23 protein-coding genes and 3 pseudogenes are annotated in these 23778 nt (G+C 60.2%); 12 read left to right on the plus strand and 14 right to left on the minus strand.

All coding sequences use genetic code 11. From position 1 onward, the window contains the following. The first annotated feature begins 118 nt into the window (after positions 1-118). On the plus strand, positions 119-1714 hold the full coding sequence (locus EN846_RS29945) for a GMC family oxidoreductase N-terminal domain-containing protein (RefSeq protein WP_245478098.1): 1596 nt from the start codon (positions 119-121) through the stop codon (positions 1712-1714). Positions 1715-1802: 88 nt separating this feature from the next. Beyond that, positions 1803-2987, plus strand: coding sequence for an MFS transporter (locus EN846_RS29950; RefSeq protein ID WP_187331427.1), 1185 nt, complete (start codon positions 1803-1805; stop codon positions 2985-2987). Positions 2988-3038: 51 nt separating this feature from the next. Here EN846_RS29950 and EN846_RS29955 read toward each other — a convergent pair whose 3' ends face one another. From EN846_RS29955 to EN846_RS29985, 7 genes are all read right to left on the minus strand, one after another. After that, the gene (locus tag EN846_RS29955) at positions 3039-3995 is read right to left on the minus strand and encodes a transketolase family protein (protein WP_245493421.1); all 957 of its coding nucleotides are present in this window, start codon (positions 3993-3995) and stop codon (positions 3039-3041) included. 62 nt (positions 3996-4057) lie between these two features. After that, complete coding sequence (locus EN846_RS29960) at positions 4058-4924, minus strand: transketolase (protein WP_127308835.1); 867 nt, start codon at positions 4922-4924, stop codon at positions 4058-4060. Then, complete coding sequence (locus tag EN846_RS29965) at positions 4917-5669, minus strand: SDR family NAD(P)-dependent oxidoreductase (protein WP_127308834.1); 753 nt, start codon at positions 5667-5669, stop codon at positions 4917-4919. Before EN846_RS29965 ends, EN846_RS29960 begins: the two co-directional genes overlap by 8 nt. 40 nt (positions 5670-5709) lie before the next feature. Beyond that, the gene (locus EN846_RS29970; RefSeq protein ID WP_127308833.1) at positions 5710-6603 is read right to left on the minus strand and encodes an amidohydrolase; all 894 of its coding nucleotides are present in this window, start codon (positions 6601-6603) and stop codon (positions 5710-5712) included. A gap of 62 nt (positions 6604-6665) precedes the next feature. Then, a complete protein-coding gene (locus EN846_RS29975) occupies positions 6666-7625 on the minus strand; it encodes a substrate-binding domain-containing protein (RefSeq protein WP_127308832.1) in 960 nt (319 codons plus the stop codon). Between the two features lie 22 nt (positions 7626-7647). Further along, the gene (locus EN846_RS29980) at positions 7648-8652 is read right to left on the minus strand and encodes an ABC transporter permease (protein WP_128346515.1); all 1005 of its coding nucleotides are present in this window, start codon (positions 8650-8652) and stop codon (positions 7648-7650) included. Beyond that, a complete protein-coding gene (locus EN846_RS29985; protein WP_127308830.1) occupies positions 8649-10172 on the minus strand; it encodes a sugar ABC transporter ATP-binding protein in 1524 nt (507 codons plus the stop codon). Before EN846_RS29985 ends, EN846_RS29980 begins: the two co-directional genes overlap by 4 nt. Before the next feature lie 104 nt (positions 10173-10276). Here EN846_RS29985 and EN846_RS29990 point away from each other — a divergent pair, with 104 nt between their 5' ends. Further along, entirely contained in the window at positions 10277-11275 is a 999-nt protein-coding gene (locus EN846_RS29990; protein WP_128346516.1) for a LysR substrate-binding domain-containing protein, read from the plus strand. 48 nt (positions 11276-11323) lie between these two features. On the opposite strand, the gene EN846_RS29995 is transcribed toward EN846_RS29990, so the two are convergent. Further along, positions 11324-11560 (minus strand): helix-turn-helix domain-containing protein, encoded by a 237-nt coding sequence (locus EN846_RS29995; protein WP_127308828.1) that lies wholly within the window; start codon positions 11558-11560, stop codon positions 11324-11326. Positions 11561-11753: 193 nt separating this feature from the next. Between EN846_RS29995 and EN846_RS30000 the strand changes: the two genes are divergently transcribed. Continuing rightward, entirely contained in the window at positions 11754-12713 is a 960-nt protein-coding gene (locus tag EN846_RS30000; RefSeq protein ID WP_128346517.1) for a LysR family transcriptional regulator, read from the plus strand. Here EN846_RS30000 and EN846_RS36560 read toward each other — a convergent pair. Beyond that, entirely contained in the window at positions 12710-12766 is a 57-nt protein-coding gene (locus EN846_RS36560; protein ID WP_245543666.1) for a DUF2274 domain-containing protein, read from the minus strand. The genes EN846_RS30000 and EN846_RS36560 overlap by 4 nt on opposite strands. A 165-nt stretch (positions 12767-12931) precedes the next feature. Here EN846_RS36560 and EN846_RS30010 point away from each other — a divergent pair. Next, a pseudogene (locus tag EN846_RS30010) lies at positions 12932-13532 on the plus strand (IS481 family transposase); the annotation flags it as partial. On the opposite strand, the pseudogene EN846_RS36105 reads toward EN846_RS30010, so the two are convergent. Further along, positions 13522-13724, minus strand: a pseudogene (locus EN846_RS36105) (hypothetical protein); the annotation flags it as partial. The pseudogenes EN846_RS30010 and EN846_RS36105 overlap by 11 nt on opposite strands. A gap of 680 nt (positions 13725-14404) precedes the next feature. Then, positions 14405-15408, minus strand: a pseudogene (locus EN846_RS30020) (IS110 family transposase); the annotation flags it as partial. Between the two features lie 323 nt (positions 15409-15731). On the opposite strand from EN846_RS30020, the gene EN846_RS30030 reads away from it, so the two are divergent. Further along, complete coding sequence (locus tag EN846_RS30030; protein WP_128346386.1) at positions 15732-16265, plus strand: hypothetical protein; 534 nt, start codon at positions 15732-15734, stop codon at positions 16263-16265. A 5-nt stretch (positions 16266-16270) separates the two neighbouring features. Here EN846_RS30030 and EN846_RS30035 read toward each other — a convergent pair whose 3' ends face one another. Both EN846_RS30035 and EN846_RS30040 read right to left on the minus strand, forming a co-directional pair. Continuing rightward, positions 16271-16819 carry an ImmA/IrrE family metallo-endopeptidase gene (locus EN846_RS30035; RefSeq protein WP_187331428.1) on the minus strand — a complete coding sequence of 183 codons (549 nt, stop codon included), beginning with the start codon at positions 16817-16819 and terminating at the stop codon, positions 16271-16273. 2 nt (positions 16820-16821) lie between these two features. Further along, on the minus strand, positions 16822-17166 hold the full coding sequence (locus EN846_RS30040; RefSeq protein ID WP_127308823.1) for a helix-turn-helix domain-containing protein: 345 nt from the start codon (positions 17164-17166) through the stop codon (positions 16822-16824). Positions 17167-17295: 129 nt separating this feature from the next. On the opposite strand from EN846_RS30040, the gene EN846_RS30045 reads away from it, so the two are divergent. The 6 genes from EN846_RS30045 to EN846_RS30070 all read left to right on the plus strand — a co-directional run bounded on the left by EN846_RS30045 (position 17296) and on the right by EN846_RS30070 (position 23448). Next, complete coding sequence (locus tag EN846_RS30045; protein ID WP_127308822.1) at positions 17296-17565, plus strand: multiubiquitin domain-containing protein; 270 nt, start codon at positions 17296-17298, stop codon at positions 17563-17565. Next, complete coding sequence (locus tag EN846_RS30050) at positions 17540-18712, plus strand: ThiF family adenylyltransferase (protein WP_127308821.1); 1173 nt, start codon at positions 17540-17542, stop codon at positions 18710-18712. The genes EN846_RS30045 and EN846_RS30050 overlap by 26 nt, the downstream gene beginning before the upstream one ends. Next, complete coding sequence (locus EN846_RS30055) at positions 18709-19146, plus strand: DUF6527 family protein (RefSeq protein WP_187331429.1); 438 nt, start codon at positions 18709-18711, stop codon at positions 19144-19146. The genes EN846_RS30050 and EN846_RS30055 overlap by 4 nt, the downstream gene beginning before the upstream one ends. Before the next feature lie 788 nt (positions 19147-19934). After that, positions 19935-20183, plus strand: coding sequence for a hypothetical protein (locus tag EN846_RS30060; RefSeq protein ID WP_127221238.1), 249 nt, complete (start codon positions 19935-19937; stop codon positions 20181-20183). A gap of 11 nt (positions 20184-20194) precedes the next feature. Further along, complete coding sequence (locus tag EN846_RS30065; RefSeq protein WP_245511324.1) at positions 20195-21559, plus strand: site-specific integrase; 1365 nt, start codon at positions 20195-20197, stop codon at positions 21557-21559. Positions 21560-22857: 1298 nt separating this feature from the next. Continuing rightward, positions 22858-23448: a hypothetical protein gene (locus EN846_RS30070; RefSeq protein WP_095518981.1), complete on the plus strand. Its 591-nt coding sequence runs from the start codon at positions 22858-22860 to the stop codon at positions 23446-23448. A gap of 216 nt (positions 23449-23664) precedes the next feature. Here the strand turns inward: EN846_RS30070 and EN846_RS30075 are convergent. After that, positions 23665-23778: transposase domain-containing protein (locus EN846_RS30075; RefSeq protein WP_135913840.1), on the minus strand; the 114-nt coding region annotated here is incomplete at its 5' end.

Below are 23778 nucleotides of genomic sequence, written 5' to 3' on the forward strand. Positions count from 1 at the left end.
CAGTGAATCGAACATTGACGGCGGCGCCCTGGCCCTGAAACCGGGGCCGCTTTTTAGGATATGACCGATGACATCGCATGGCTCGGCTCTCTGGGGCATACGTCCGCAGGAAGAAGTGATGCAAACCAAATGTGACTACATCGTCATTGGCGGCGGCTCGACTGGCTGCGTGATTGCCTCGCGGCTTTCGGAAAATCCCGATGCCTCGGTCTTCCTGTTGGAGGAGGGGCCGCGCGACTTCAATCCTTACATCCATATACCGGGTGCCTACTACAAGACTGCTCAAGGATCGCTCCTGAAACGAATTGCCTGGGAACCGACCTCAAGCCAATCGCGAAGCGAGCAGCCGACCATGGTGCAGGCCCGGGTGCTGGGCGGCGGCAGTTCAGTCAACGCGATGATCTATATCCGCGGCGCTCCGTCCGACTATGCGCGGTGGGAAGCGCTCGGTGCGGATGGCTGGAACTACGCCGATGTACTGCCCTTCTTTCTGCGTTCCGAAGACAACAACCGTTTCTGCAATCAGGCTCACGCGGTGGGCGGACCGCTAGGCGTTTCCGACATCGACCACATCCACCCCCTCACACGTGCCTGGCTGCAGGCGTGTCAGCAGGCCGGGCTGCCCTATAATCCGGACTTCAATTCGGGCGACCAGGCCGGCTGCGGTCTTTACCAGATCACCGCCAAAAATAATCGGCGAAGCAGCGCCGCAACGGCCTTCATCAAGCCCGCCCGGCACAGATCCAACTTACAGATTCGAACAGGTTCCACTGTCACGCGAATAATCGTCGAGAAGGGGCGTGCCGTCGGTGTGGAGTACGTAGCAAAAGGCCGCAAATGGGTGGTTATGGCCAGTCGCGAAGTGATCCTGTCGGCGGGTGCGATTGCCTCGCCGAAATTGCTGATGTTGTCGGGAATTGGGCCCGCCGGCGCTCTGCGCGAACATGGCATTCCTGTTGTTGCTGACCTGCCGGGCGTCGGGCAGAACCTCCAGGACCATATCGAGATATCTCTCGTCTATCAGTTGAACGGACCCCACAGCTACGACAAATACAAGAAGCCGCACTGGAAGGCCGCTGCCGGTCTGAACTACCTCCTGTTCAGGGATGGTCCCGCTTCGTCGAACCTCATCGAAGGGGGAGCGTTCTGGTGGGGCAATACAAGCGAGGCCATCCCGGATGTGCAATACTTCATGGTCGTGGGAGCCGGCATCGAGGAAGGCGTCGACGCCGTCCCGGGTGGGAATGGCTGCACCATCAATCTTGGGCAGATCAGGCCGCGGTCTCGAGGGGAAGTGACGCTGAGAAGCGCCGATCCCTACGATAATCCACGCGTTGCACCGCGATATTTTTCCGACACCTACGATCTCGATGCCGTGGCTGAAGGCACGATGGGCGCGTTCGAGATCATGGAGCAGCCCGCCATCCGCCGCTACATTGCCTCAAGGCAGATCCCGTCCGCGGGCACAGCGACGCCACTCCAGGTGAGAAAGTTCTGCCAGGAGGTCGCGCATCCGGCGCTGCATCCCGCCGGCACCTGCCGGATGGGCAAGGACGGCATGGCCGTCGTTGATTCCGAGCTTCGCGTCCACGGTATCGAAGGACTCCGCGTGGCGGATGCTTCGGTCATGCCAACGCTGATATCCGGCAACCCCAATGCTGTGTGCATCATGATCGGCGAGAGGACCGCGAACTTTATCCAACAGGGCAAGTAGGAACGCGGCTCCGCCCCGAGGACCAGCCTCACGCGCTCGCTGGCCAGCACGCCGGTGATGATGACATGCAGACCAGAGGCCTACGATAGTGAACGATGTCTCGACGATTTCCCAAGGCATCCGACGCAGCCGCTTCTTTTGCAGTCTGTTCTTCCTCGGCGGCGGCATCGGGATCGGGGCCTGGGCCTCCTCCCTTCCGGTCCTCAGCATTCAAATGAATCTGGACAAAGGGCAACTCGGGCTAGTCCTGATCTGCTTTGCTCTCGGCGCCATTTTGATGATGACCAATATCGCCCGCTTGATAGCGATTGTCCCGAGCAGCGTACTAAGCCTGGTGGGATCGATCACGTTTGGGGCAACCCTGACGGCCCTGCCCTATGTCGGGGACGCCTGGCCGCTGGCGGCGATTGTGTTCCTTGCGGGGGCCGGGTTTGGAACGCTCGACGTTTCGATGAATATCGATGCCTCGGCATTGGAGCGTCGCATGCGCCGGCAGGTGATGTCGTCGTTTCATGCCGTGTTCAGTTTCGGGAGCTTGGCCGGCGCGTTTGTGGTCGGTCAAATACTGTCCCACGGTGGCGCTTTGAGCGTATGCCTTGGCGTCACGGGGGCCGGTGTGGCGGCAGTCGCACTTGTCGCTTGCACGGGGTGGAACAATGCAGCCCGGTTAGACGGCCCTGCGGACGCGACAGAGGCGACGGACGGCAAGTTCGACAGCGCTTTGACGAACCATCTCTACCTGCTTGGCGGCCTCGCATTCCTGGGGATGCTCGCCGAGGGCGGGATGATGGATTGGAGCGCCATATACATCGTGACGCGATCCGGCGGCGCAGAAAGCACAGGCGCCTATGGCTTCGCGGCATTTGCAACCATGATGGCAACAGGCCGCCTGTTTGGTGACTTCATCGCAAACAGCATCGGTCAGATGACGATGTTGAGCTATTGCACAATGATCTGCGCGGGTTCAGTGCTCGTACTGATCCTGATGGGCGGCAATCTTCCCGTTGTTCTGGTTGCGCTCGCGGTGTGCGGTCTTGGCCTTGCCAACGTCGTGCCGACCCTTTTTGCAGCCGCTGGACGCGCGGGAGGCACATCGGCCGCTCGCGCAATGTCTATCGTGACAACGATGGGATATGCCGGATTGCTGCTGGGGCCGGGTTTGCTCGGCCTGATCGCCCATGTCGGGTCGTTGACCGGCAGCTTCCTAATCATCCTGCTGGCGTTCATCGCCATCGCAGTTTCAGCACGCTCGGTGCGTCGGGAGAAGGCTTGATCCGCCACAGTCGCCGACGCGAGACGCGGTTATGGCCGTCAAGCGGTGGATTTATTGCAACCACACCCGGACACGACCCACGATCTCTGCCGTTGATATCCCATATCGATCGTGAAGTGTCGGCAGTGCACCGGCATCGAGGAATTCGTCCGGCAAGCCTATCTGCCGGAAGACCGGGTGCACGCCTTCGCGCATGAGGAGAGCCGCAACGCCTTCGCCGAGCCCACCGATGATCGTGTGGTTTTCAGCAACGACGACCAACCTCCCGGGCTTGCGCGCGACGGACAGTATTGCCTCGGTATCGAGCGGCTTGATTGTCGGTACGTGCAGGACCGCACAGCCGATCCGGTCTGCCTCCATCGCCTTTGCCGCCTCCAGGACACGCATAGTCATCAGACCGCTGGAAATGAAGAGCACGTCCTCGCCTTCGCGCAGCAGCCGCGCCTTTCCGATCTGGAACCTGTAGTCGTAATCGTCGAGCACGACCGGAACCTTGCCGCGCAGCAACCGCATATAGACGGGTCCCTTATGGTCCGCGATAGCTTCGGTGGCCTGCTCGATGTCGAGTGCGTCGCATGGATCTATGATGGTCAGGTTCGGCATGCCGCGAAAGATGGCGATGTCCTCCGTCGCCTGGTGGCTGGGGCCATATCCCGTGGTCAAGCCCGGCAGCGCGCAGACGAACTTGACGTCGAGATTCTCCTCGGCGATCGCCATGCAAATGAAATCATAGGCGCGACGCGAGGCGAAGACGGCATAGGTCGTCGCGAAGGGCTTGAAGCCTTCCCGCGCCAGGCCGGCAGCCGCACTCATCAGCACCTGCTCCGCCATGCCCATCTGATAAAAGCGGTCCGGATGCTCCTGCGCGAAAACATGGAGATCGGTGTATTTGCCGAGGTCGGCCGTCAGCCCGACAATCTCCGATCTGCTACGCGCCAGGCGGGCCAATGTATGACCGAATGGGGCGTTGCGCGTCAAAACGCCATCCGGCGCGATCGAGGCGATCATCGCGGATGTGGTCTTGCGCTCTCTTTCGTTCACGGCGAAGCGCGGCTCGAATTTTGACAACCTCACAGCGGACGTCCCTGTTCCAGAGCTTCGAGCGCCAGCGCCCATTCATGCGGCTCGACGCGAATGAAATGCGTTACGTCGCGGGATTCCAGGAAAGGCACGCCCTTCGCCATGCGTGTGTCGCAGATGATCATACGGGGTCGCGGCTCCTTGAGTGAGCGAGCGCAGTCGAATGCTTCGCGCACCGCGTCGATATCGTTGCCGTCCACGCGCTGCGCATGCCAGCCGAACGCCTCGAATTTGTCGGTCACCGGCTCGGAGGACAGCATGGCCGTCGACGGACCGTCGGCCTGCTGGTTGTTGAAATCGACGATGGCGATGAGATTGTCGAGCCTATGGTGGGCCGCCGACATTGCCGCCTCCCAAGTCGAGCCCTCTCCGAGCTCACCGTCGGACAAGAGATTGTAGACGAGGCTGTCGCTCCGCTTGCGTTTCAGCCCCAGGCACATGCCAACCGCAATGCCGAGGCCGTGGCCGAGTGATCCGCCGGTGATTTCCATGCCGGGCGTGTACGCCGCCATGCCAGACATCGGCATGCGGCTGTCATCGGTGCCGTAGGTTGCGAGCTCTTCTTCAGGCAGCACGCCCGCTTCAATCAATGCCGCGTAAAGCGCTATCGCATAATGGCCGATGGACAGCAGGAAACGGTCGCGTTCCTCCCACAGAGTGTCCTCCGGTCGGTAGCGCAAGGCATGGAAGTAGGCGACGGCAAGCACGTCGGCCACTCCCAACGCCTGCCCGACATAGCCCTGGCCCTGGACTTCCCCCATGCGCACGGCATGCCGGCGGATGCGATAGGCACGTTCAGCAAGGCCCACATTGCTGCCGGCTCGAGGCATCTCGGTTTCAGATGCCGCATCAACCATGGATCAGCATCCCGCCATTCACATCGATCACCGCGCCGGTGATGTAGCTGGCTAGGTCCGATGCCAGGAACAGATAGGCCCCCGCCACGTCGCGCGCGTCGCCAAGCCTGCTCAGCGGGATTCCCTTGACGATGTCGGCGCGCATACTATCGGTCAGCTTGTCGCCGGTGATGTCGGTCTGGATCAGGCCGGGGGTCAGGCAATTGACGCGGATGCCGTCAGGGCCGAACTCGCGCGCCATCGCCTTGGCCAGCCCGAGCACGCCAGCCTTGGCGGCGGAATAGTGCGGGCCGCCAAAGATGCCCCCGCCGCGTTGCGCGGAAACCGACGACATGCAGATGATCGAACCGCCGCCATTGTCGCGCATGTGCGGGATGAAGGCCTGGCTGAGGTAGAGGACGCCGCGCAGATTGACGTCGAGGACGCGGTCCCAGTCGGCCGGGCCGATCTCCAGCGTCTTCACCGGCTGCGTTACGCCGGCATTGTTGCAGAGCACGTCGACCCTGCCGAAGGCTTCGCTCACCGCGGCGGCAGCCTTCCTGCACGCGTCGAGGTCGGTGACATTGCAGGCGAGGCCGATATGTTGGCCACCGAGCGACGCGGCGGCATCACGCGCTTGCCCTTCATCAAGGTCGAGTATTGCAATGCGCGCCCCGTGCTCCGCCATCAGCGTCGCAGTGGAACGGCCAATTCCCCGAGGGCTCGCGGCGCCCGAAATAACCGCGGACTTGCCCTTCAGCAACATGTCGAAGTCTCCTGCACTTTCAGTTCTCTCGGTGGATGATCTAGAGCCGGTAGAAGCGAGCAGCGTTGTCGTGAAACAAGGCGAGCCGCTCCTCGTGCGGATAGGCGATCGTGATTTCCTTGAAAGCGTTCACGATGGCGTCGAAGCTCGAAAACAGCTTGTCGACCGGAAAATTCGTCGCGAACATCGAGCGCTCGACGCCGAAGGCCGCTATCGCTTCTTCGACATAAGGGCGGATCGACGCCGTGGTCCATGACCAGTCGCCCATGCCCAGCCCGGAAATTTTGCAGGCGACATTCGGCGCCCGCGCCAACTGCCGCATCCCCCTTTTCCAGGCGTCGAAATGATCCGGGCCGTCTACCTGCATCCCCGTGTGATCGAGAATGATCTGGACGTCTGGAAAGTAACGCGCGAGTTCTAGAAATTCGCCCATCTGCGGGTAGTAGAGCTGCAGGTCGAAGCTCAGCCCGCGTTTTCCCAGTTCGCGGAAGCCTCGACGCCATTCAGGCGTCCGACTGATTTCCGGTCGAGTCTGATAGGTCTTGGCCGGGTCCGGATGATAGTTCATCGACTGCCGGATGCCCCGGAAATTCGCAAACTCCATATGCCGGTCGAGAAGTTCGCCGACATCGGCTTTGGATAGGTCGGCGTAACCGACGATGCCATGCGGAAAGCCGCGCTTGTCTGCGATCCCCTGCAACCAGCGCGTCTCCCCAACCGGGTCTCGAGGGTCGAACCCAACATCCAGGTGCACTGATTTCACCAGGTTCTGGTTCCTGGCGTCTTCGAGATAATCGTCCAGCAGATAGCTCTTGCGGATCGCCTCATAGTCGCCGAAGGCCGCCGGTTTCACACCGTCTGTGAGCCAAGGATAGTAGTGGGTTTCCAGATCCCACAAATGATGGTGCGGATCGATGAACGGCAGTTCGGTCACGATTTTGCTCCTTGATGGGGCGTGGACCCGCCGGTCGACCGGCAGGTCCACTCTCGTGATGCTCAATTGCTTGGTGGGAAAACGCGGGCGATGACCTTCTGCGCCTCGGGGCTGTCGACTTTGTCCGCGGTGACGAGCGGCATCACCAGAGCCAGGTCCTGGGTCACCGGCGCGCCTGTCAGCGCATTGTAGACCTGCTGCGTTCCATCGATGCCCTGGCCCACCGCTTCCTGGAAGAAGATGCCCTGGATCGCCCCTTTCTTCAGCAGCGCGATGGTGGTCGGCGATCCATCTGCGACCGTGATACCGACCTTGCCGGTCAGGCCGCGGGTCTCTACCACCTTGGCGGCACCCGAACCGGCTTCGTCATACATGCCGTAAATGGCCTTGATGTCGGGATTGGCGGTCAGCAGATCGTTTGCCTGCGTGACAGCCTCGTTTATTGTAAGACCGCGCGTTTCGAGCATCTGGACGAGATCGCAGCCATTCGCCGCGAACGCTTCCTTGGCACCCTTCAGATATTTCTGCGCGTTCTCCCTGTCCTGCGGCAGCGACAGCATTCCCACCTTGTTGCCGCCACGCTCCTTGGCGAGTTCGCAGGTGAATTTGCCTTGCGCCTTGCCGGTGTCGTAATTGTTCGCGGTAACCGAGGACGTGTAGTTGGTGAGGCCCGGCTGCGGCCCGATGCCGGCGAACGCGATCGGAACCTTCTGCTTGGCCAGATAGTCGAGGAGCGGCGGCGTCGAGGTGGAACTGACGGGACCGATCACGATGGCCGACACCCCCTTGGTCACGGCCGTCCTTGCATTGTCCATCTGCTTGGCCGGCGAGTTCTCCGAGGTGTACTCGACATAGTCCATGCCAAGTTCCTTGGCCTTCTCCTTCACGCCGTAGCCCACCCATTGCCAGTATGAGATGTCCAGCGAAGGGGCGATGTAGGCAACTGTTTTCTTGTCCTGCGCATAGGATGCGCTGGCCAAGGCGGTTGCCACTGCCGCAAGCAGGATTGTCTTGGTCTTCATCTTAGTTCCTCCCGTTGATGATCTAGAGTCGGTTCTTGTTGCTAAAGCGGTCGATCAGCACCGCAAGCAGGATGGCGGCGCCCGTAACAGACCCCTGCCAGAAGCTGTTCACGCCGATGAGGTTCACGCCGTTCTGGATGCAGGTGATCATGAGCGCACCCAACACTGCCCCTATCGCGCTGCCCGTCCCGCCAAAGAGACTGGCTCCGCCGATCACGACAGCGGCAATCGCTTGCAGCATCAGGCTGGACCCTGCCGTGGCCTCGGCGTTGAGGATGTAGCTGACCGTCAGCAGCCCGGCGAAAGAGGCAAGCAAGCCGGAGATCACATAGGCCGCGAGTTTGATGCGCAGCACCGGAATGCCGAGCAGCCGGGCAGCCACTGCCGACGAGCCCACGGCATAGAACCAACGCCCCAGGACGACCTTGCGCAGCACATACTCCAGCACCACCATCAGGATGATGCAGAACAGGAGATGGTTGGGCACCGAGGGGATGAGTTCGCCGGAGTTCAGGAGCCAAAAATCCGGCGCGCCGATCGGCATCGATCGGCCGTTGGTAACGATGAAGGCAAGGCTGCCGGCAACGGCGTATGTGATCAGTGTAACGACGAAGGGGGCCAGTCGCACGACCGTCACGAGGAACCCGTTGAGGGAGCCGAACACCAGGCCGACGGCCAGACCGGCGATACTGGCAGTGACGCCATCGGCGCCATTGGCCATCGCCAAAGCGGTCACCATTCCGGTCAAGGAAAAGACCGAACCGACCGAGAGGTCGATACCACCCGTGAGGACGACCAGGAAGACGCCCAACGACATGATGATGAGCGGGGCTGCCGCCTGGATGATGTTTTGCATATTGCCCATGCTGAGCGCGGCCGGCACGAACATGCCCACGGCAAGCATCAGGGCGACAATCGCGGCGGCAATCGCAGCCTCGGTGCGATAGGAGAGCAAGAGTCCAGGCGCGCGGGTTGTCGTGGTCCGGATCTTCTTGGCCGCCGCGTTTCCGTTGGTTACGTCGGTCATGCGGCCATCCCCGTCAGTTCCGCGAGCCCGTCTTCGGTGAAACGCTCTTCGGACAGGAAACCTTTGGGGCGCCCATCGGTGTCGAAGGCGAAGATGGCGTCGCACAATTCGAGCAATTCGATGTTTTCGGTCGACCACCAGACAATGATTGCGCCGGCGTCCGCCATGTGCCGGATCAGGGCATAGATGTCGTGCTTGGTGCCGATGTCGACACCGCGCGTCGGCTCTTCCAGCACCACCAGACGCAGGGGCAAGCCGAGCCAGCGGGCAACGATAAGCTTCTGCTGGTTGCCGCCGGACAACGACGCCGGCAGATCCCAGATCGAAACGGCCTTCAGTTTCAGTGCCGAGACGAGATCAAGGCATTCCTGCCTTTCGGCCGCGCCAACGATCTGCCGCCCTTCGCGAACCCTGCGGGCGGCAAGCACGTTGTCGACGATCGGAAGCTGCGAGAGTATCCCCTTCATCGTCCTGTCGCCCGAGATGAATCCGACGCCGGCGCGCGCCGCCTGCGACGGCGATGAAAAGCTTCCTTTGAAACCTTCGCCGGAGACGTGCCAGCCAGCACCCCTGCCGGCACCGACCAGAGGATTGATCAGCCCGGTCGGACCCGCTGGTGCGCCGGCAAGGCCTAGTATGGTGCCGGGCCAGATTTCCATCCTGGCATCGTCCGGGCCCAAGAACTCTACTGGGCTGCCTTGGCGAACCTCCTTCTTCGACTTCAGCCGTCCTGCCACATCGTGCGCCGGCTGCCCCATCTGCTGGACGATCTCGGCATCGCTCAGCAAGGCAACTGGGGTAGCGTTCACCACCGTGATGCCGTCCCGCAGAATAGTGCAGACATGGCAGAGTTCGCGGATTTCCTTCATACGGTGCGAAACGAAAACGATGCCGATGCCCTCGTCATGAACCAGTCGCTTCAGGACGGAGAACAGCTTGGCCGTCTCACCGGCGGTCAAATTGGCGGTGGGCTCGTCGAGAAGCAACACCTCCGCACCGGTCGAAAGAGCACGGGCGATCTCGACGATCTGCCCTTCATGCAAAGAGAGCTTGCGCGCCGGAAGATCGACAATCTCTCGCCCGATTGCCGGATCGATGAGATCGAGCGCGTTCAGCGCAACGTCGCGCATACGGCGATGGCTGCTCCGTGAAAAACCCGACCTCGCATGCACGATCCCGATATTCTCCGCGACCGAGAGCTCGGGGAGCAACGCCAGTTCCTGGTGGACCACGGCAATGATCGGATGGATGCTGTTAGTCTTCGCCGATGAAAACCGGATCTCTCCGGCGTCGCGAGGCGTTAGACCGGTGACGATGCGGACAAGAGTGCTCTTGCCGGCACCGTTGCCGCCCAGCAATGCGTGAATTTCCCCGGAACGGACCTGAAAGTCGACACCGCGCAGAACACGGGTTGCGCCGTAGCTCTTCTCGACATTGGAAGCCTCGATCAAAGACTCCCTGGTGAATGCCTGTCCGGCCGCGGCCACTGTGCCGCCGCCCAGGCTCTGGACCGGTTCCATCCTGCATCTCCTCCCGAGACCTGAGGAATGATGCGACCGATTGACATCCGGCTCAATTCTCGTTTCTTAACTGTTTGTGTAGCTGAGCTTAACTGCTGAGAGCGATGTCCGACCTAAAATTCAAGTCCATGGCTCACTTCGAGGCTGTTGCACGCCTGGGCGGCGTGGCAAAGGCTGCCCAGGAATTGCAGGTCACGCCTTCGGCCGTCAGCCAGCAGTTGCGGCTGCTGGAGCACCAGCTTGGCGTCCGTCTGTTCCAGCGCGAGAAACGCCACCTGTCCCTGACGATCGACGGCGAACGGCTCTATCAGACGACCACTCAGGCCTTCGAATCCATCCGCGAGGTTCGCAATTCCATCGTGCGGCAGCGCGAGGCCTTTCAGCTCAGCCTTCGCGTCAGCCCTTCCTTCGGCGAGAAGTGGCTGGCCCCCCGGCTTGCCGAGTTCAGCAAGGCGTTTCCGAGCTGGAATTTGCGGGTCGACGCAACGCCAAACTTCTCCGACTTCGAAACGGAGGTCATCGATCTCGACCTGCGTTACGGCGACGGTGGTTGGGCCGGCCTGTATTCGGACTGCGTCGTAAACGATCTCATCTTGCCAATGTGTTCGCCATCCTATTTGGCCGAGTTGCAGGCGCTTTCATCTGATCCGCGACAACAGCTTCGTCACGCCAGATTGATAGACAGCGTCAAGGCCTATTTCCGCTGGGATTACTGGCTGCCACGCAACGGCATCCAGGGTGCGCGAATGACGTACCCCTATCGTTTCGACCGTTCTTCCATGTCAGTCCAGTTGGCAAAGGACGGCGCGGGCGTGGTTCTGGAAAGCACCTCGATTGCATTCGAGGACCTTGCAGCGGGAAGCCTGGTGCCCGTTTCGACCGAGTTCGATGTCATCGAGTTTCCAGGATATTGGCTCGTCTGCCCATCGCGACATATGAACCGGCGTGCCGTCCGCCTGTTCTCGGACTGGGTGTCGAATGTCGGCAGGCGCGATACGGATCGCGCCCGTGAGTTTCTGGTGACGAGCGGCCTACGCATATCGTTCGAACGGCGGCCCCATTTCGGCTCCCGAGACGACAAAATCGAAACAGCGCGTGAGTAGTCCCATCCTGCTTGATTTACTGAATCCTTGTCCCACGAAATTGCACCGTCAGGCCTGAGGATCTAGAAGCCGCACACCCTCACCCTTTTGACCAGCGTACAAGAATTCGACGCCAGCTCTTGTTAACGCCGCCTCAATGGCTTGTAGAGTGCTGATCCGGGAGTCCACCTTTCCGTTCTCCAACCTGGCCAACGCGTTCAGCGATACGATTGCTTTGTCTGCAAGCTCCTGCTGCGACCAACCAAGCAATGCCCGCGCGGCTCGAATCTGTCGTGGACTGACCATGAGTCCACAATCGACAGGTCGGATTTCTCCGCCACCTATAGGTGTATTTTACACCTTGTAAGGTGTTTGGAATGCCTTATATCATCGAGATCTGAGCCTTGGGAGATTAGGGATCCAACGCTGGATAGTTCCCGTGGAAGAAGGGCGTTGTCGCCTCTCCCTGCAAAAGATGCGAACCTATGAAGGGCGCGAAATGGAGTTGCTGCAGAGCGGCCTGAAGCTCCGACAATTGCAGGTCTTTCGCGCGGTGCTGCGGGCCGGATCGACGAGGCAAGCAGCTATCGCGCTCGGGATTAGCCAACCGGCGGTGAGCCAGCACATCAAGCAGCTCGAGGCGCTCCTCGGCATCACGCTGTTTGAGAGATCCACCAACCGCATCCTTCCTTCGCGAGAGGCGTGGGAACTCCTCCGCAACGTCGAACTTGCGCTGACATCCCTTGATCGCGTGGAAGCGTCGATCTTCGCGATGAAGAACGAAGAGAGGCAACAAATCGCGATTGCCGCACCCGCGGTCTTCGGTTTCGTGACCTTGCCGAAGGTCGTCGCGACAGTCCGATCGAAGACTGGTTCGAGCGTCCGATCAATTTCAGGAAACTATCACCAAGTGGGCGAGCATATCCTGTCCGGCCGAGTCGACCTTGGCATCTCTCGGCTGCCTTTGGACCCTCGCCTGTTTGAATGGGCGCCGATCGGTTCGGCGCACAACGTGTGCATCTTTCATCCAAAGCACCGCTTTTCAAGGCAGACGTGTGTCGAAGCCAGCGACCTCGCAGGCGAAACGATCGTCGACATCGACCCGGAATTCGCGTCGCACCAGATGAACTTCAACGCCTTGCGCTTCGCCGGCGTCGAGCCGGACATACTGGTGGAATATGACTCCAATGGCTACGAGGTTGGATTCGTTTCGGCCGGCCTTGGCGTATCCATCACCAACGAGATCATTGCACGCGAGTATTCAGCGTTCGAATTGGAAGCAAGACCGGTCGACCCATCTGCGCTCTATCACTACGTGGCCATCTGGCAGAGAGGCAGGACGCTTTCCAGCACCATGGAGGTGTCTCTCGATGCAATCCGGTCGGCCTTCGAAAACTGTCTCCCGGCAAACGATATTGCATGCGACATGAACCGGCCGCCCATGGCGGTCCGACGCTAAGGCTTTCTCGCTTTCGCGAAGCCGCCATCCGTCGCCATGAAGCGCTGGAGCATAGCACGATCAAGCGCATGGGATCGGTATGCGGCTGTCCGGCTTCGCGTCCAAGGATATCCTCATATCTGTTCACCGTGACTTTGACAGAGTTTGTCGTGCCGGTCCTGCTCCACTCGACGCGAAGGCCGCCATCCGGCCTCCTCCCTTCTCGGACCGCACAGCCTGAACCGGCCGAACCGGTGCGCCGCTACGAGCGCGAGAAGCCAGCGAGATGATCCACATCGACATCAAGAAACTCGGGCGCTTCGAGCGCGTCGGCCACCGCATCACCGGCGATCGCGTCGGCCAGTCCAACAGCCGCGGCGTCGGCTGGGGAGTTCGTCCATGTCTGCATCGACGACGCCTCGCGCGTCGCCTTCTCGCAGGTCTTGCCGGACTAGAGGAAGGAGAGCGCTATCGCCTTCCTGAAGGCGGCGGTCGCCTACTACGCCAGCTTGGGCATCGTGGTCGAGCGCGTCATGACCGACAACGGGTCCTGCTACAGGTCGAAGGCCTTCGCCAAGGCCTGCCGCAAGCTTGCCTCAAGCACATTCGCACCAAACCCTACACGCCCAAGACCAACGGCAAGGCCGAGCGCTTCATCCAGACCGCGCTGCGCGAATGGGCCTATGCCATCACCTATCCGACTTCAGATCACCGTTCCGCCGAGCTGCCTGTCTGGCTGCACAGATACAATTGGCATCGCCCACATGGCAGCCTAAAGTCCAAAAACCTATCAGTCGCCTCGCTCTAACCGAGGACAACCTGTTGAGGCTCCACACCTAGAGCGGCTACCGGAAAACTTTTCCCCGAGCGAGCGATGCCACCGCCAGCCTTCTTCGCTACGGCTGGCGCTTGCGCGATGAAGGCCTGCGCATGCTGGGCACGGGTCGAGCGGATGCGGCCGGGGCGGATGCGAAGCTCGCGCTCTGTGCCATGCCGTTGTCCTGCAACGTGGAAAAGAGGATGCCGATACAAAGTCTTGGGCGTTCGGCGCACATTGCGCCGAATGACCGCAATGTGCGCAGGGCACCTGAAAATCCCCAAAAACAAACCGACCGGCCAGCACACAATGTGCGGGCTTTTATCTAGCCATCTTAATCGGTTGTGCTTCCGGTGGTCTTTTCGACATCGTCGTTCCTCTCCTTCTGTGCGATAATATACGAATTTATTCTCTGTGCTACGATGCCGCGTTCTGGCGTCGAGTTCCGATGCGCCGTGCAATCTTCCGCGCTCTGCGACGGGGTTAATCGGCTGCACGAAAGCAGCGCTCGAACCGTCGTGGCGCACTTTTCCATCGGACTGACGGTGCATCGTCACAGGCAATCGAGCGCGGTCCGGCCGTCTGTCGATCGGCGCGGCCGCAGGCAATGTATGGCCCGCACCGTCTGCAAGCGGAATGTTTTGAGTGGGACAACCGGTCTGCACCAATGTATCCGGCCTCGACGCTTCAGGAGTCCTGCCAAGATGGAGATTCGCGCGCCCGGCTCCTAACAAGATACACGACCTCGAAAGGGCCGCTGCCTGCCGACGGGTTTGCCGAACGCCGATCAACCGTTGGGCCATCTCTATGTACATCCTCCCGCAGACTTCATACGGCCGAGCAGTTGCCGGGACGCGCCCGCTCGACCAAACTCGTTACCGTTGGACGCCATCACGGCTTCGTAGGGGCGCTGGTTTGACATCACTGCCCAGGCGATCCGGGCCAGCTTGTTGGCGAGCGCAACGACCACCACGTTGCGCTTGGCGCGCTGCAGTAGCGCTTGCAGCCAGGCGCCGAGCTGGGTGTCCATTCGCGCCAGATATGGCAGTGCCGCTCGCGCGCCATGGATCAACAGCACGCGCATGTAGGTGCTCCCGCGCTTGCTTATCCCCGTCAGCCGCGGCTTGCCGTCGGTCGTGATCTGACGTGGAACAAGCCCCAGCCAGGCAGCGAAATCACGCCCCTTGGCAAACGCCGACACGTCGCCGACCGCTGCGGCCAGCGCCGTTGCGTTGAGAGCGCCAATGCCTGGCACGCTGCGCAGGAGACGGGCTCGTTCATCGCTTTCGGCGAGCGCTTCAAACTCGTGGTCGAGCTGCTTGATCCGATGATCGAGCGCGTGCAGTTCATCGACCATGTCGTGAACGAGTTGCTGCATCCTGGCGGTCAAGGTCGTGTTGTTCGGCGGGTTCTCGCGCAGCCACAGGTTCAGCTTTGGTCGACCTTGGCGATGACGATGCCGCGATCGAACAGCACACCGCGCAGTTGATTGATCAGGGCCGTCCGCGTGCCGACCAGTCGCTCGCGCGCACGGTGCAAAGTCTGGACATCGAGTTGCTCTTCCGACTTGACCGGTACGAAGCGCATGGTCGGTCGTGTCGCCGCCTCGGCGATTGCCTCGGCATCGCGATCGTCGTTCTTGTGCGACTTCACGTACGGTTTCACATACTCTGGCGGCATCAGCCGGACATCGTATCCGAGCGAGGTAAACTGACGAGCGAGGTGATGAGCGCCGCAGCACGCCTCCATGCCAATGATGCAGCGCGGTTGCTTTTCGACGAATGCAGCAAGGGATGGCCGGCGCATCCGACGACGCAGCACAACCGCTCCTTGGCGGTCGAGACCGACCAGGCTGCAGAGCGTTTTTCCGAGATCGATTCCGAGTACGGCGATGTTCATCTTCCGTCGTTCCTGGTCTGCATCGGTCCTCATCCGCCGACGGATCTCTAGTGTCAGATGGCGCCGGTCAGAGTGCCGGCACCGTGCGTTTGTACTGTCGATCTTCTGCTCATCGATGCGTTCCCAGCAGCCTGCGATCCTTGATGTGAGCGCGCGGGGCGGCATCGCTTCGGTTCGCCGCGGACCCGCCGACATAGAACGTTCCGTCGCTCCACATGGCGTGCATGATCACCGCCGGCTTGCGACACAGGCCTTGCGGCGGCAGAAGCCTGTGGCGATCGCGTGGCCCCAGATCTTGACCTTGTCTCGACGACACGATCCGCGTGATCTACCAGGGCGACATTTCGCCGACCAAATACATTCGAGCCCCGATCCCGCTGCCGGACGGCGGCATTGTCGGCAACGCCGAGATCATTGCGACGCTCGCCTACAAGTGTCTGACCGATCCGCACCACCCTGGCAACTACACGAGAGCCGGGCTGGAGGTGACGTTCCGGCCGCATGACGGCAAATTCAAGACGGACGACCAGCTTCACCCCGATTCAAAAAGCTTCTTCTCCAGCATCCGTTCGGGCGGCGAGGAAGAGGAGTTGCGGCGCGATGCTTGGAAATGGGAAAACTGCCTGCACGCCAGCCGCATCTTCCGGGGGTCGAGCCTGCGCAATCCGTGCTTTGACATCCACTACAATTCTCGGCTCGAAGGCCGGAACTTTACGCCCGCTGAAAAGCTGCCCTATGCTCTGGCCGCGACGGCGCGGGCAAAAGGCATTGCGGATTTCTGCGACCAGGTTGTACGCAAGTACGCAACCCAGTTGGAGCCGCTGCGGCCCGTCGTGGAAATACCGATCAGAACCTGAACCTGCTACGAATAAACGGCGGCGCGGCGCATGCGGATGTAGGCGCCGCTCATGTTCAGCCGAAGCTGCAGCATCTGCTCGCTCACGCCGTAGAGATGTTGCGCTTCATCCGTAAGCCTCCGGCGCAGCACATGCATCGCGCCCTCGTCCGTCAGCAGCAACACGCCGGCCAGGAAGTCTGCTTCGGCCTCGATACCGCGGTCGTGCGTCCGTTCGCCGTCGATCGTCAGCGGCGGTGTGAAGCCGTGGCCGAGAAAGCAGTGCGCGAGTTCATGGCAGACGTTGCTGCGCTGCCGGTGCTCATGGTGCTTGTCGTTGTGCAGAATGGCTGTCTGGCCGCCACGCGGCACGGTCACCGCCGAGAAGAACTTCCGGTTTTCGCCATGCAGAAAAGGGGAGTCCGGCTCGACCTCGCTCAGCTTGAGCAGACGGATGTCAAAGCGGGCGCAGACTTGCACGGGGTCGATAGGACAGATCGGCGTCAGGCCGACCTTTTCCCGGACCCGGGCGGCGATACGTTTGGCCTCTGCCTTAAATCCGTGCCTGAACTTCAATGTCAGTCATCCCGCAGCTTCTTGTAGGTACTGATGACGATATCCTCCATGAGCTTCGCCTTATCGCCGGACAGCTTCGGATCGGCGCGCAGCAAGGCGGTGATACGCGCGATCGGTTCAGCTTCTTGCTGACCTGCGCGCGGGATAAACATCTCGGCCTTAAGATTCGACCATGTCAGCAGGGCCGCTAATCCGTTGACGTCAGGCTTGGCACCCTGTCCGATCCTGGACAGGGTCGATGCGTTGACCCCTGCCTCCTCGGCGACCTCCTTCCACGTCATCTGGCGACCAAGACGCGCGGCATTGAGCGCCGCGTAGAAGGCTTCGCTGTCGAAGTGGTCGGTCATCGTATCTCCAATTGCGAAAATTAAATCAATTGCGAACTTGCAATTTCCCCCACGAGATTATAATATCGAATTGATTGCGAAATCGCAATCCTCCTCAAACGGCGCGACGCGCCAAAAAGATATGTACCGATGAATGACCTCAACCCCGAAGAGCGTCCGAAGACGGTGACCATCATCGTCAACGGCCGCAAAAAGACGCTCCCGAAGAAAGAAGAGCTGACCTTTGAAGAGGTCGTTGCCCTGGCTTTCGATAATCCCCCGACCGGCGACGGCATCCAGTACACCGTCCAGTACACCCGCGGTCACGGCCACAAGCCGTCGGGCACGCTGGTCGAGGGCCAGTCGGTGAAAATCAAGGAAGGGATGGAATTCGATGTCACGTCGACCAATCGCTCTTAGTCCAGACCTTCTCCGGATGCAGAACGAGGGTTACGACCTTGACATACGGGGCGGCTACCTGCTCGTCAGGAACGTTCCGTATGTCGATACGTCGGGAACCGTCCGTCTCGGCATCCTGATCTCGAAACTCGAGCTGTCCGGCGACAAGACCGTGAAGCCCACCGATCATGTCGCCTACTGGACCGGGGAGCACCCCTGCCACAGTGACGGCAGCAAGATCACGGCGATCCAGAACTCCTCAGCGCCCCAGGATTTCGGGGACGGGGTCAAGGCGGATCATACGTTTTCCGCCAAGGCGCACTACCGCGACTACCATCACAAGATGACGACTTATATCGGCCGCATCGCCGGCGAAGCGACCAAGGTCGATCCTGTCGCGACGGCCCGCACCTATCAGGCGATCGCGGCGGACGACGAATCCTGCGTGTTCAAGTATGTCGACACCGCCACCAGCCGCGCCGGCATTGGGGCAGTAAACGGCAAGGTGGCCGGCCAGAAAATCGGTATCCTCGGCATGGGCGGCACCGGCGCTTATGTGTTCGACCTGGTGACGAAGACGGCCGCGGCGCAAATCCATATCTTTGACGGCGATGTGTTCTCCCAGCACAACGCTTTCCGCGCGCCAGGCGCCCCATCGCTCGAAGACCTCGAAATCAAGCCCCAGAAGGTGGCGTATTTCGCGACCCTGTATTCGAACATGCACAAGGGTATCGTCGCGCATGACGTTTACCTCGATGAAACGAACGTCGCGCTCCTTGACGGCCTCGACTTCGTGTTCGTCTGTATCGACAGGGGGCCGGTGAAGCGGGTCGTGATCGACCGGCTTATCGCGAACGGCACGCCGTTCGCCGAAGTCGGCATGGGGGTCGTTCTTCACGAAGGCCAGCTGGGCGGGATCGTCCGGCTAACGACGAGCACACCCGATACAAGGGAAGCGGCCGCGCCTCATATCTCCTATGCGGACGATGACGGCGGTGCCAACGAGTACGCCACAAACATCCAGATCGCAGAGCTGAATTCGCTGAATGCGGTCATCGCCGTGATGGCCTGGAAACAGCACTTCGGCATCTACCGGCAGTCCCGGCCGCATTTTTACACCGGCTACTCCATCGGCTCCGGCGAGTTCGTGCACGAGAGTGCGGCATGAGCGGAACAAATCTCCTGGCGCCCTCCTTCGTCGATTTCATTCCCGATGAGCTGGAGGTGGGCGTCATCTATATTTCCCGCCGCTATTCAACCGCCTCGCACCTGTGCTGCTGCGGGTGCGGGCGTGAGGTCGTGACGCCGCTGAACCCGGCGAAGTGGCGCCTTGTTGAAAAGGACGGGAAGGTCTCCCTGATCCCGTCCGTTGGCAACTGGAGTTTTCCCTGCCAATCGCATTACTGGATCAGCGGCAACCGAGTTTCATGGGCGCCGGGCATGGCGCCTGAAGTCATCGCGGCCGTGCAGGCGCGCGATCGCCGCGATGCCGCCAAACATATCCTCCAGCGCCCGGGCTTGCTTGCCCGCATCTCGAGTGTTGCGGCGGAAATTCGCCGGCAGTTGGTCGACTGCTATCGCCACTGGAGAGGCCGCTGGTAGTGGCACTGGGACGATTCGGCTGCGCCGGGCGCAGCGCTATGCGCCGTCCTTCGGCGGCGAAAACCAAGGCTCTGCCTGGAGCCTTGTGCGCAGCTTGGTGACGACCAGTCCCGGAGCGGCTATACAATAAAGGCGCGTTACATCACGCCTAGGCGCGCTGCTCTTGTTCCCGTTTCGCGCGACTTTCTCGGAGCGGTGATGCGCCCTCTTCCGCGCCGCGGCGATTGCGTGCCCTTAAAACGCAAAAACCGCCCCGGTTAGACCGGGACGGTTATTGATTTATGATGAAAGTGGTTGCGGGGACCGGCTTTGAAGCTGCGAGCGGTTAAAGGCAGGAGCAATGGTCCTCTTTGGCGAAATGTAAGCTTGGGTCTGCCATGAGGGTCACGAGGCCTGCTCGCCCCTATTGGCTTGACCTTTGAGTGCGGCGGCATGCAATAAAAACAAGCACTTGCCTTTAAAGGCGGGCTAAGTCACGCTTTCGCACAACAAGGAGATGGTGCCCATCCAAAAAGGATCGTCGATCAAGCCTGCGCTGCGGATGATTTATGAAATCGCCTCTCGCTCGCAAGGCAGGGTAGCCCATTTGCTAGTCTCGCGATGTAACGGTCGTCGGAGCTAACCCTGACGTCACTTTGCAATGGCAACCATCCCATTTCTACGCTCCGACCGCCATTCACCGCAGACTTAGATCATCTCTCTTTTGGAAGTATCCGACAAGATGTAGATCCTGGTCGCTGCATAGAAGCCTGCGTGCAAAGCCGTGGGCACTGCACGTGAGTGCCGACATGAAAAGCGACCCCCTCTCCTATCCTCCTCGCGGCCTCTCACGCGAAGAGGCCGCCCGGTACATTGGCGTGGGCGCAACTAAATTCGACCAAATGGTCGCTGACCGCCGCATGCCAAAGCCGAAGAAGGTTGACAGCCGCGTGATCTGGGATCGCTTAAAACTCGAAGCCGCCTTTACCGAACTACCTGGAGACGAGGAAGAGAATATCGTCGACTTCCTGTTGCAAGGGAATCATCGCAGGGAATAGATTCATCTGCCATGACCGACAAACATCCCGGCCTCTCCTCCTACACCGACCGCCATGGCAAAGTTCGCTGGCGCTATCGGACGAAGGAGCGTGTGCTTAGTCTGCCGGCCCCCAATCAAGCGGGTTTCAAGGAGGCCTACCAAGCAGCGGTCGAGGGCCGGAAAGTCCCCAAGGCTCCCGTCGTCCGTATGCCTGGAGCCGCTCTGCCCGGCACGTTTGGAGCGGCCTTTCAACGGTTGAAGATCTCGGTCAAGTGGTTGGCGCTTGATGAAGCCAGCAAGCGCAAGAACTCGCGGCTGATCGAAGAATTTCTAGAACTGCGAGTGGTCCCTGATCACCCACTCATCTGGCGGGATGTAGCGGTTAAGAACCTTAGACGTATCCATATTGAAGAGCTTCTTGGCCGCTTCATCGCCACCCCCCATAAGGCCAAGCACCTGCTGGTGGGCATACGTAAGCTGGTCTATGTCGCGCTGCGGCAAGACTGGATCGAAATCGATCCGACAGCGGCGGTCGAATGGCGGCCCGCCTATAGCGGCTGGAAAGCCTGGTCGCGCGAAGCGATGGCGCAATTCGAAACCCGTTGGCAGCTCGGCACAGCGGCACGCACTTGCTACGGTTTGGCGCTTTGGCTAGGCAACCGCCGCGGCGACGTCGCGGGCCTTCGCTGGGACCAGAGGGTGACCCGACGTGTCTTCATCGATGGCGTCGAGCGTCATTTCGTTGGGTTCGATATTGTTCAGGGCAAGAACAAGGGACGAACTGGCGGCAAGCGGCTTTTCGTGCCGATCACACCAATGCTGACTGAGATCCTGGATGCGGCCGACAGGCGCGGCGAGACCGTTCTGGTCAACGGCTATGGTGAGCCATTCTCAGCCAAGTCACTGACTGGGATGATGGCGCATTGGTGCAAGCTCGCCGGTCTTCCGAAGGGTCTGACTCTTCATGGTCTGAGGAAGTCGCTCGGTGTTTATCTGGCGGAGGCCGAGGCCTCAACCAGACAGCTCATGGAGGTACTAGGGCACGACGATATCGATCATGCGGAGCTCTATTCGCGCGAGGCATCGCAGGTACGGCTGGCCGTCCAGGGGATGGATCGAGTCGTACGCCTCGTGACGCGCAAGCCGATGCTTGGCGAACCTATTGGCGAACCTCGTGGCGAACCACCCTCTAAAGCATTGATAAATAACGATAATGGTGGGCCCGGAGGATGTGCCGGGACCGTTGATTTCATTGGCTTTCTCGTGGGCCAAAATCAGAAATCTTCCCGTATCGCTCCGTATGGTTCCGCGCCTAAGCAAAGGACGCTGCACAAGATGGGGCTTCATGCAGGTCTGAGCCCCCGACCACTGTGGCGAGCGAGCAATCTTGGGTGAGATGAGCAATGCTGGCCGCAAGCTCCATAGGTCCACCTAGGTGTTCAAGCACCTGGCGGGCAAGCGACTCCGACTCCTCCTTGGAAAGAGGCGGTACGTCGATGACGCTCAGACGGTCTCCAGAAAAGGAATAGCTGCTTGCCTGGGCCCGGATATGCTCAACTCCATATCGTCGGAAGACAATGAGCAATTTTACACGACCCACGTTGGCCGCGGCGTAATTGAACAATGGCTGGAGACTTGTCGCTGTCATGAGCATCATCGACGACGAGGAGCAGGTCACCGGAACCAAGCTCTTCTAGAGACACCTTGGTGATCTCCATTGTCGGTGAGACAAGCCTGATCCTAGTCGCAGACTGATCGGCGGCGATTTGGTCCAGAATGGCTTGGAGCTCGAGATTTGCCGCCGCCGCCAGACCCCGTTACCAGCGTCACGCCAACGTCCGGATTCTTGTGTGCTTCCAAGGCTTCAGCAAGGGAAGCTTCTCTGCCGACCAGCTGCCAAGCATGGGTGAACAAGGTTTCCTTGCGTGCGAGAGCCGCAAAGAATTCCTGAGCCGTTTCCCACGGACTTGTGGGAGAGACGCCGAGAAGGCTATTGTCGATGTAGTCATCAGCATCCCAAAGGCTTCGGGTCGTTCCTAATATTCGGTTCAATCCGCTCAATGACGGGCTCGAACGCGGCATTAGCGACTTCGATGAGCACAGATCGATCAGCCCCGGCGACTGGCAGGGACGCAATGATGGCATTGGGATCCATGAGAGGATGATCCTTTTGGAGTGGCGTTTGGGACATCAGCCTGCGGTCGCCATGCCGACGGTGGTTCTTAGTGTGGTGGCCAATCGAGCCCAGGCGCTACCCTATGCTTACATGCGCACAGGCAGGATACGTGAGAATTTCGCAGATGCGGTCCAAAGCAGATGGGGCAGCACCTGCGGGCAGTCCGTCATCCAGGTCCTGCAAGGTGGGAGCTGAGTTGCTTACCTCAGCAGTGCCGCTCGCCCGCGCTATGGCCGGCAGTTCTAAGCTTTAGAGGAATAATGCGGGGCCGTTTTCGGATGAAAACGCCGATTGCCAAACGCCGCACCGGCTGGAATTTTTCGCGCTCAGCCTCTCCGTAAGCCGTAAAAGCGCGGAAAATTACGTGTCGCTGAATTTTCCGCGCTTTTGGATTCACGAGCGGGAATTTTCCGCGCTTTTAAACTGATCGGAGCTATTTAAATCGCTTGAGAATCCATCCGTTGCTACAATATCAAAGAGCGCACGGGGCAGACCGACACCAACTGGAGGCAAAGCAATGGAAGAGATTCAGAAGCGCCGCGTCGGCCGCCCAATTGGCAGCGGCGTCAAGAACAACGATCAGGCCCTTGCCAAGGTCGCAAGTATCTTGCTGGATAATCCTTCCATGAAGGCGACTTCAGCCATGAGGCGGGTCCTCAATGATATGTCCAGCTCGCGGAGGGAGACAGACGTTACCTTGATCCGTCGATGGCAGGGGCGCTGGAAGCTGAACAGACAGAAATTCATGAACGAAGCGGCGGCAACGAGAGCTGCAAGGACGGCGAGAGCGCCCTCGCGCACGACGTCATCGATCTCCGACTCGGCTAGCGAGTACCTTATGCGGAAAGCCAAAGAGACGGCGAGTATGTACAATTTTTCGGAAGCATCTGCTCTCCAAAAGGCCGCGGCTGGATACCTCGATACGCCCCTCAGGAAAGAGGTACATGGTGTTTTAGACTCACTGGCGCTGAGGACGGCGCTGGGTCTTCACGAATCGTCCATTCAGCGAGAATTGCGGCGCATGACGGATTCCACTGTCATGGGAACGATGCTGAAAGCCTTGGAGGAGCAGGATCGCTTCCTTGCCGAGCTGAAAAAATGGGGTTGAGGCTACAAAAACTGCCCAATAACGGCAATTGACGCCAAGGCAGCGCGCGACCGGTTCGCGAAGGACAGATTTCGGCCCCAGCCGGGACTGAAACGACGCATTTTGTAGTATAATTTTCTAAGATGGCGCTTTTGCAATTGACGCCTGCAAGGGTGCCTCATGCTTGCGCCGTAAAACGCAACACGAGCGCAGACGGTTCAGTCGTAAGCGCTGTTCTCAGGCCACGGCCCTGAGTTCGGGAGCCGGGATGTAGGCCCAGGGCAGCAGGTCGTCGATCTGGCTGTTCGGGTGGCCATTGACGATCCTGGTGAGGACATCGGCGAGATAGCC

The organism is Mesorhizobium sp. M4B.F.Ca.ET.203.01.1.1 (genome assembly GCF_004791025.1).
GTDB classification, from domain to species: Bacteria; Pseudomonadota; Alphaproteobacteria; order Rhizobiales; family Rhizobiaceae; genus Mesorhizobium; species Mesorhizobium abyssinicae.

What these genes read in the sequence shown, in the direction of transcription:
- EN846_RS30060 (WP_127221238.1), top strand. Translation starts at nt 19,935, where the DNA reads ATGAAAAGCGACCCCCTCTCCTATCCTCCTCGCGGCCTCTCACGCGAA.
- EN846_RS29990 (WP_128346516.1), top strand. Translation starts at nt 10,277, where the DNA reads ATGTCCGACCTAAAATTCAAGTCCATGGCTCACTTCGAGGCTGTTGCA.
- EN846_RS30050 (WP_127308821.1), top strand. Translation starts at nt 17,540, where the DNA reads ATGTCACGTCGACCAATCGCTCTTAGTCCAGACCTTCTCCGGATGCAG.
- EN846_RS29955 (WP_245493421.1), bottom strand. Translation starts at nt 3,995, where the DNA reads ATGATCGCCTCGATCGCGCCGGATGGCGTTTTGACGCGCAACGCCCCA.
- EN846_RS29985 (WP_127308830.1), bottom strand. Translation starts at nt 10,172, where the DNA reads ATGGAACCGGTCCAGAGCCTGGGCGGCGGCACAGTGGCCGCGGCCGGA.
- EN846_RS29995 (WP_127308828.1), bottom strand. Translation starts at nt 11,560, where the DNA reads ATGGTCAGTCCACGACAGATTCGAGCCGCGCGGGCATTGCTTGGTTGG.
- EN846_RS29980 (WP_128346515.1), bottom strand. Translation starts at nt 8,652, where the DNA reads ATGACCGACGTAACCAACGGAAACGCGGCGGCCAAGAAGATCCGGACC.
- EN846_RS29960 (WP_127308835.1), bottom strand. Translation starts at nt 4,924, where the DNA reads ATGGTTGATGCGGCATCTGAAACCGAGATGCCTCGAGCCGGCAGCAAT.
- EN846_RS30045 (WP_127308822.1), top strand. Translation starts at nt 17,296, where the DNA reads ATGAATGACCTCAACCCCGAAGAGCGTCCGAAGACGGTGACCATCATC.
- EN846_RS29945 (WP_245478098.1), top strand. Translation starts at nt 119, where the DNA reads ATGCAAACCAAATGTGACTACATCGTCATTGGCGGCGGCTCGACTGGC.
- EN846_RS29965 (WP_127308834.1), bottom strand. Translation starts at nt 5,669, where the DNA reads ATGTTGCTGAAGGGCAAGTCCGCGGTTATTTCGGGCGCCGCGAGCCCT.
- EN846_RS30040 (WP_127308823.1), bottom strand. Translation starts at nt 17,166, where the DNA reads ATGACCGACCACTTCGACAGCGAAGCCTTCTACGCGGCGCTCAATGCC.
- EN846_RS29975 (WP_127308832.1), bottom strand. Translation starts at nt 7,625, where the DNA reads ATGAAGACCAAGACAATCCTGCTTGCGGCAGTGGCAACCGCCTTGGCC.
- EN846_RS30000 (WP_128346517.1), top strand. Translation starts at nt 11,754, where the DNA reads ATGGAGTTGCTGCAGAGCGGCCTGAAGCTCCGACAATTGCAGGTCTTT.
- EN846_RS30070 (WP_095518981.1), top strand. Translation starts at nt 22,858, where the DNA reads ATGGAAGAGATTCAGAAGCGCCGCGTCGGCCGCCCAATTGGCAGCGGC.
- EN846_RS30055 (WP_187331429.1), top strand. Translation starts at nt 18,709, where the DNA reads ATGAGCGGAACAAATCTCCTGGCGCCCTCCTTCGTCGATTTCATTCCC.
- EN846_RS30065 (WP_245511324.1), top strand. Translation starts at nt 20,195, where the DNA reads ATGACCGACAAACATCCCGGCCTCTCCTCCTACACCGACCGCCATGGC.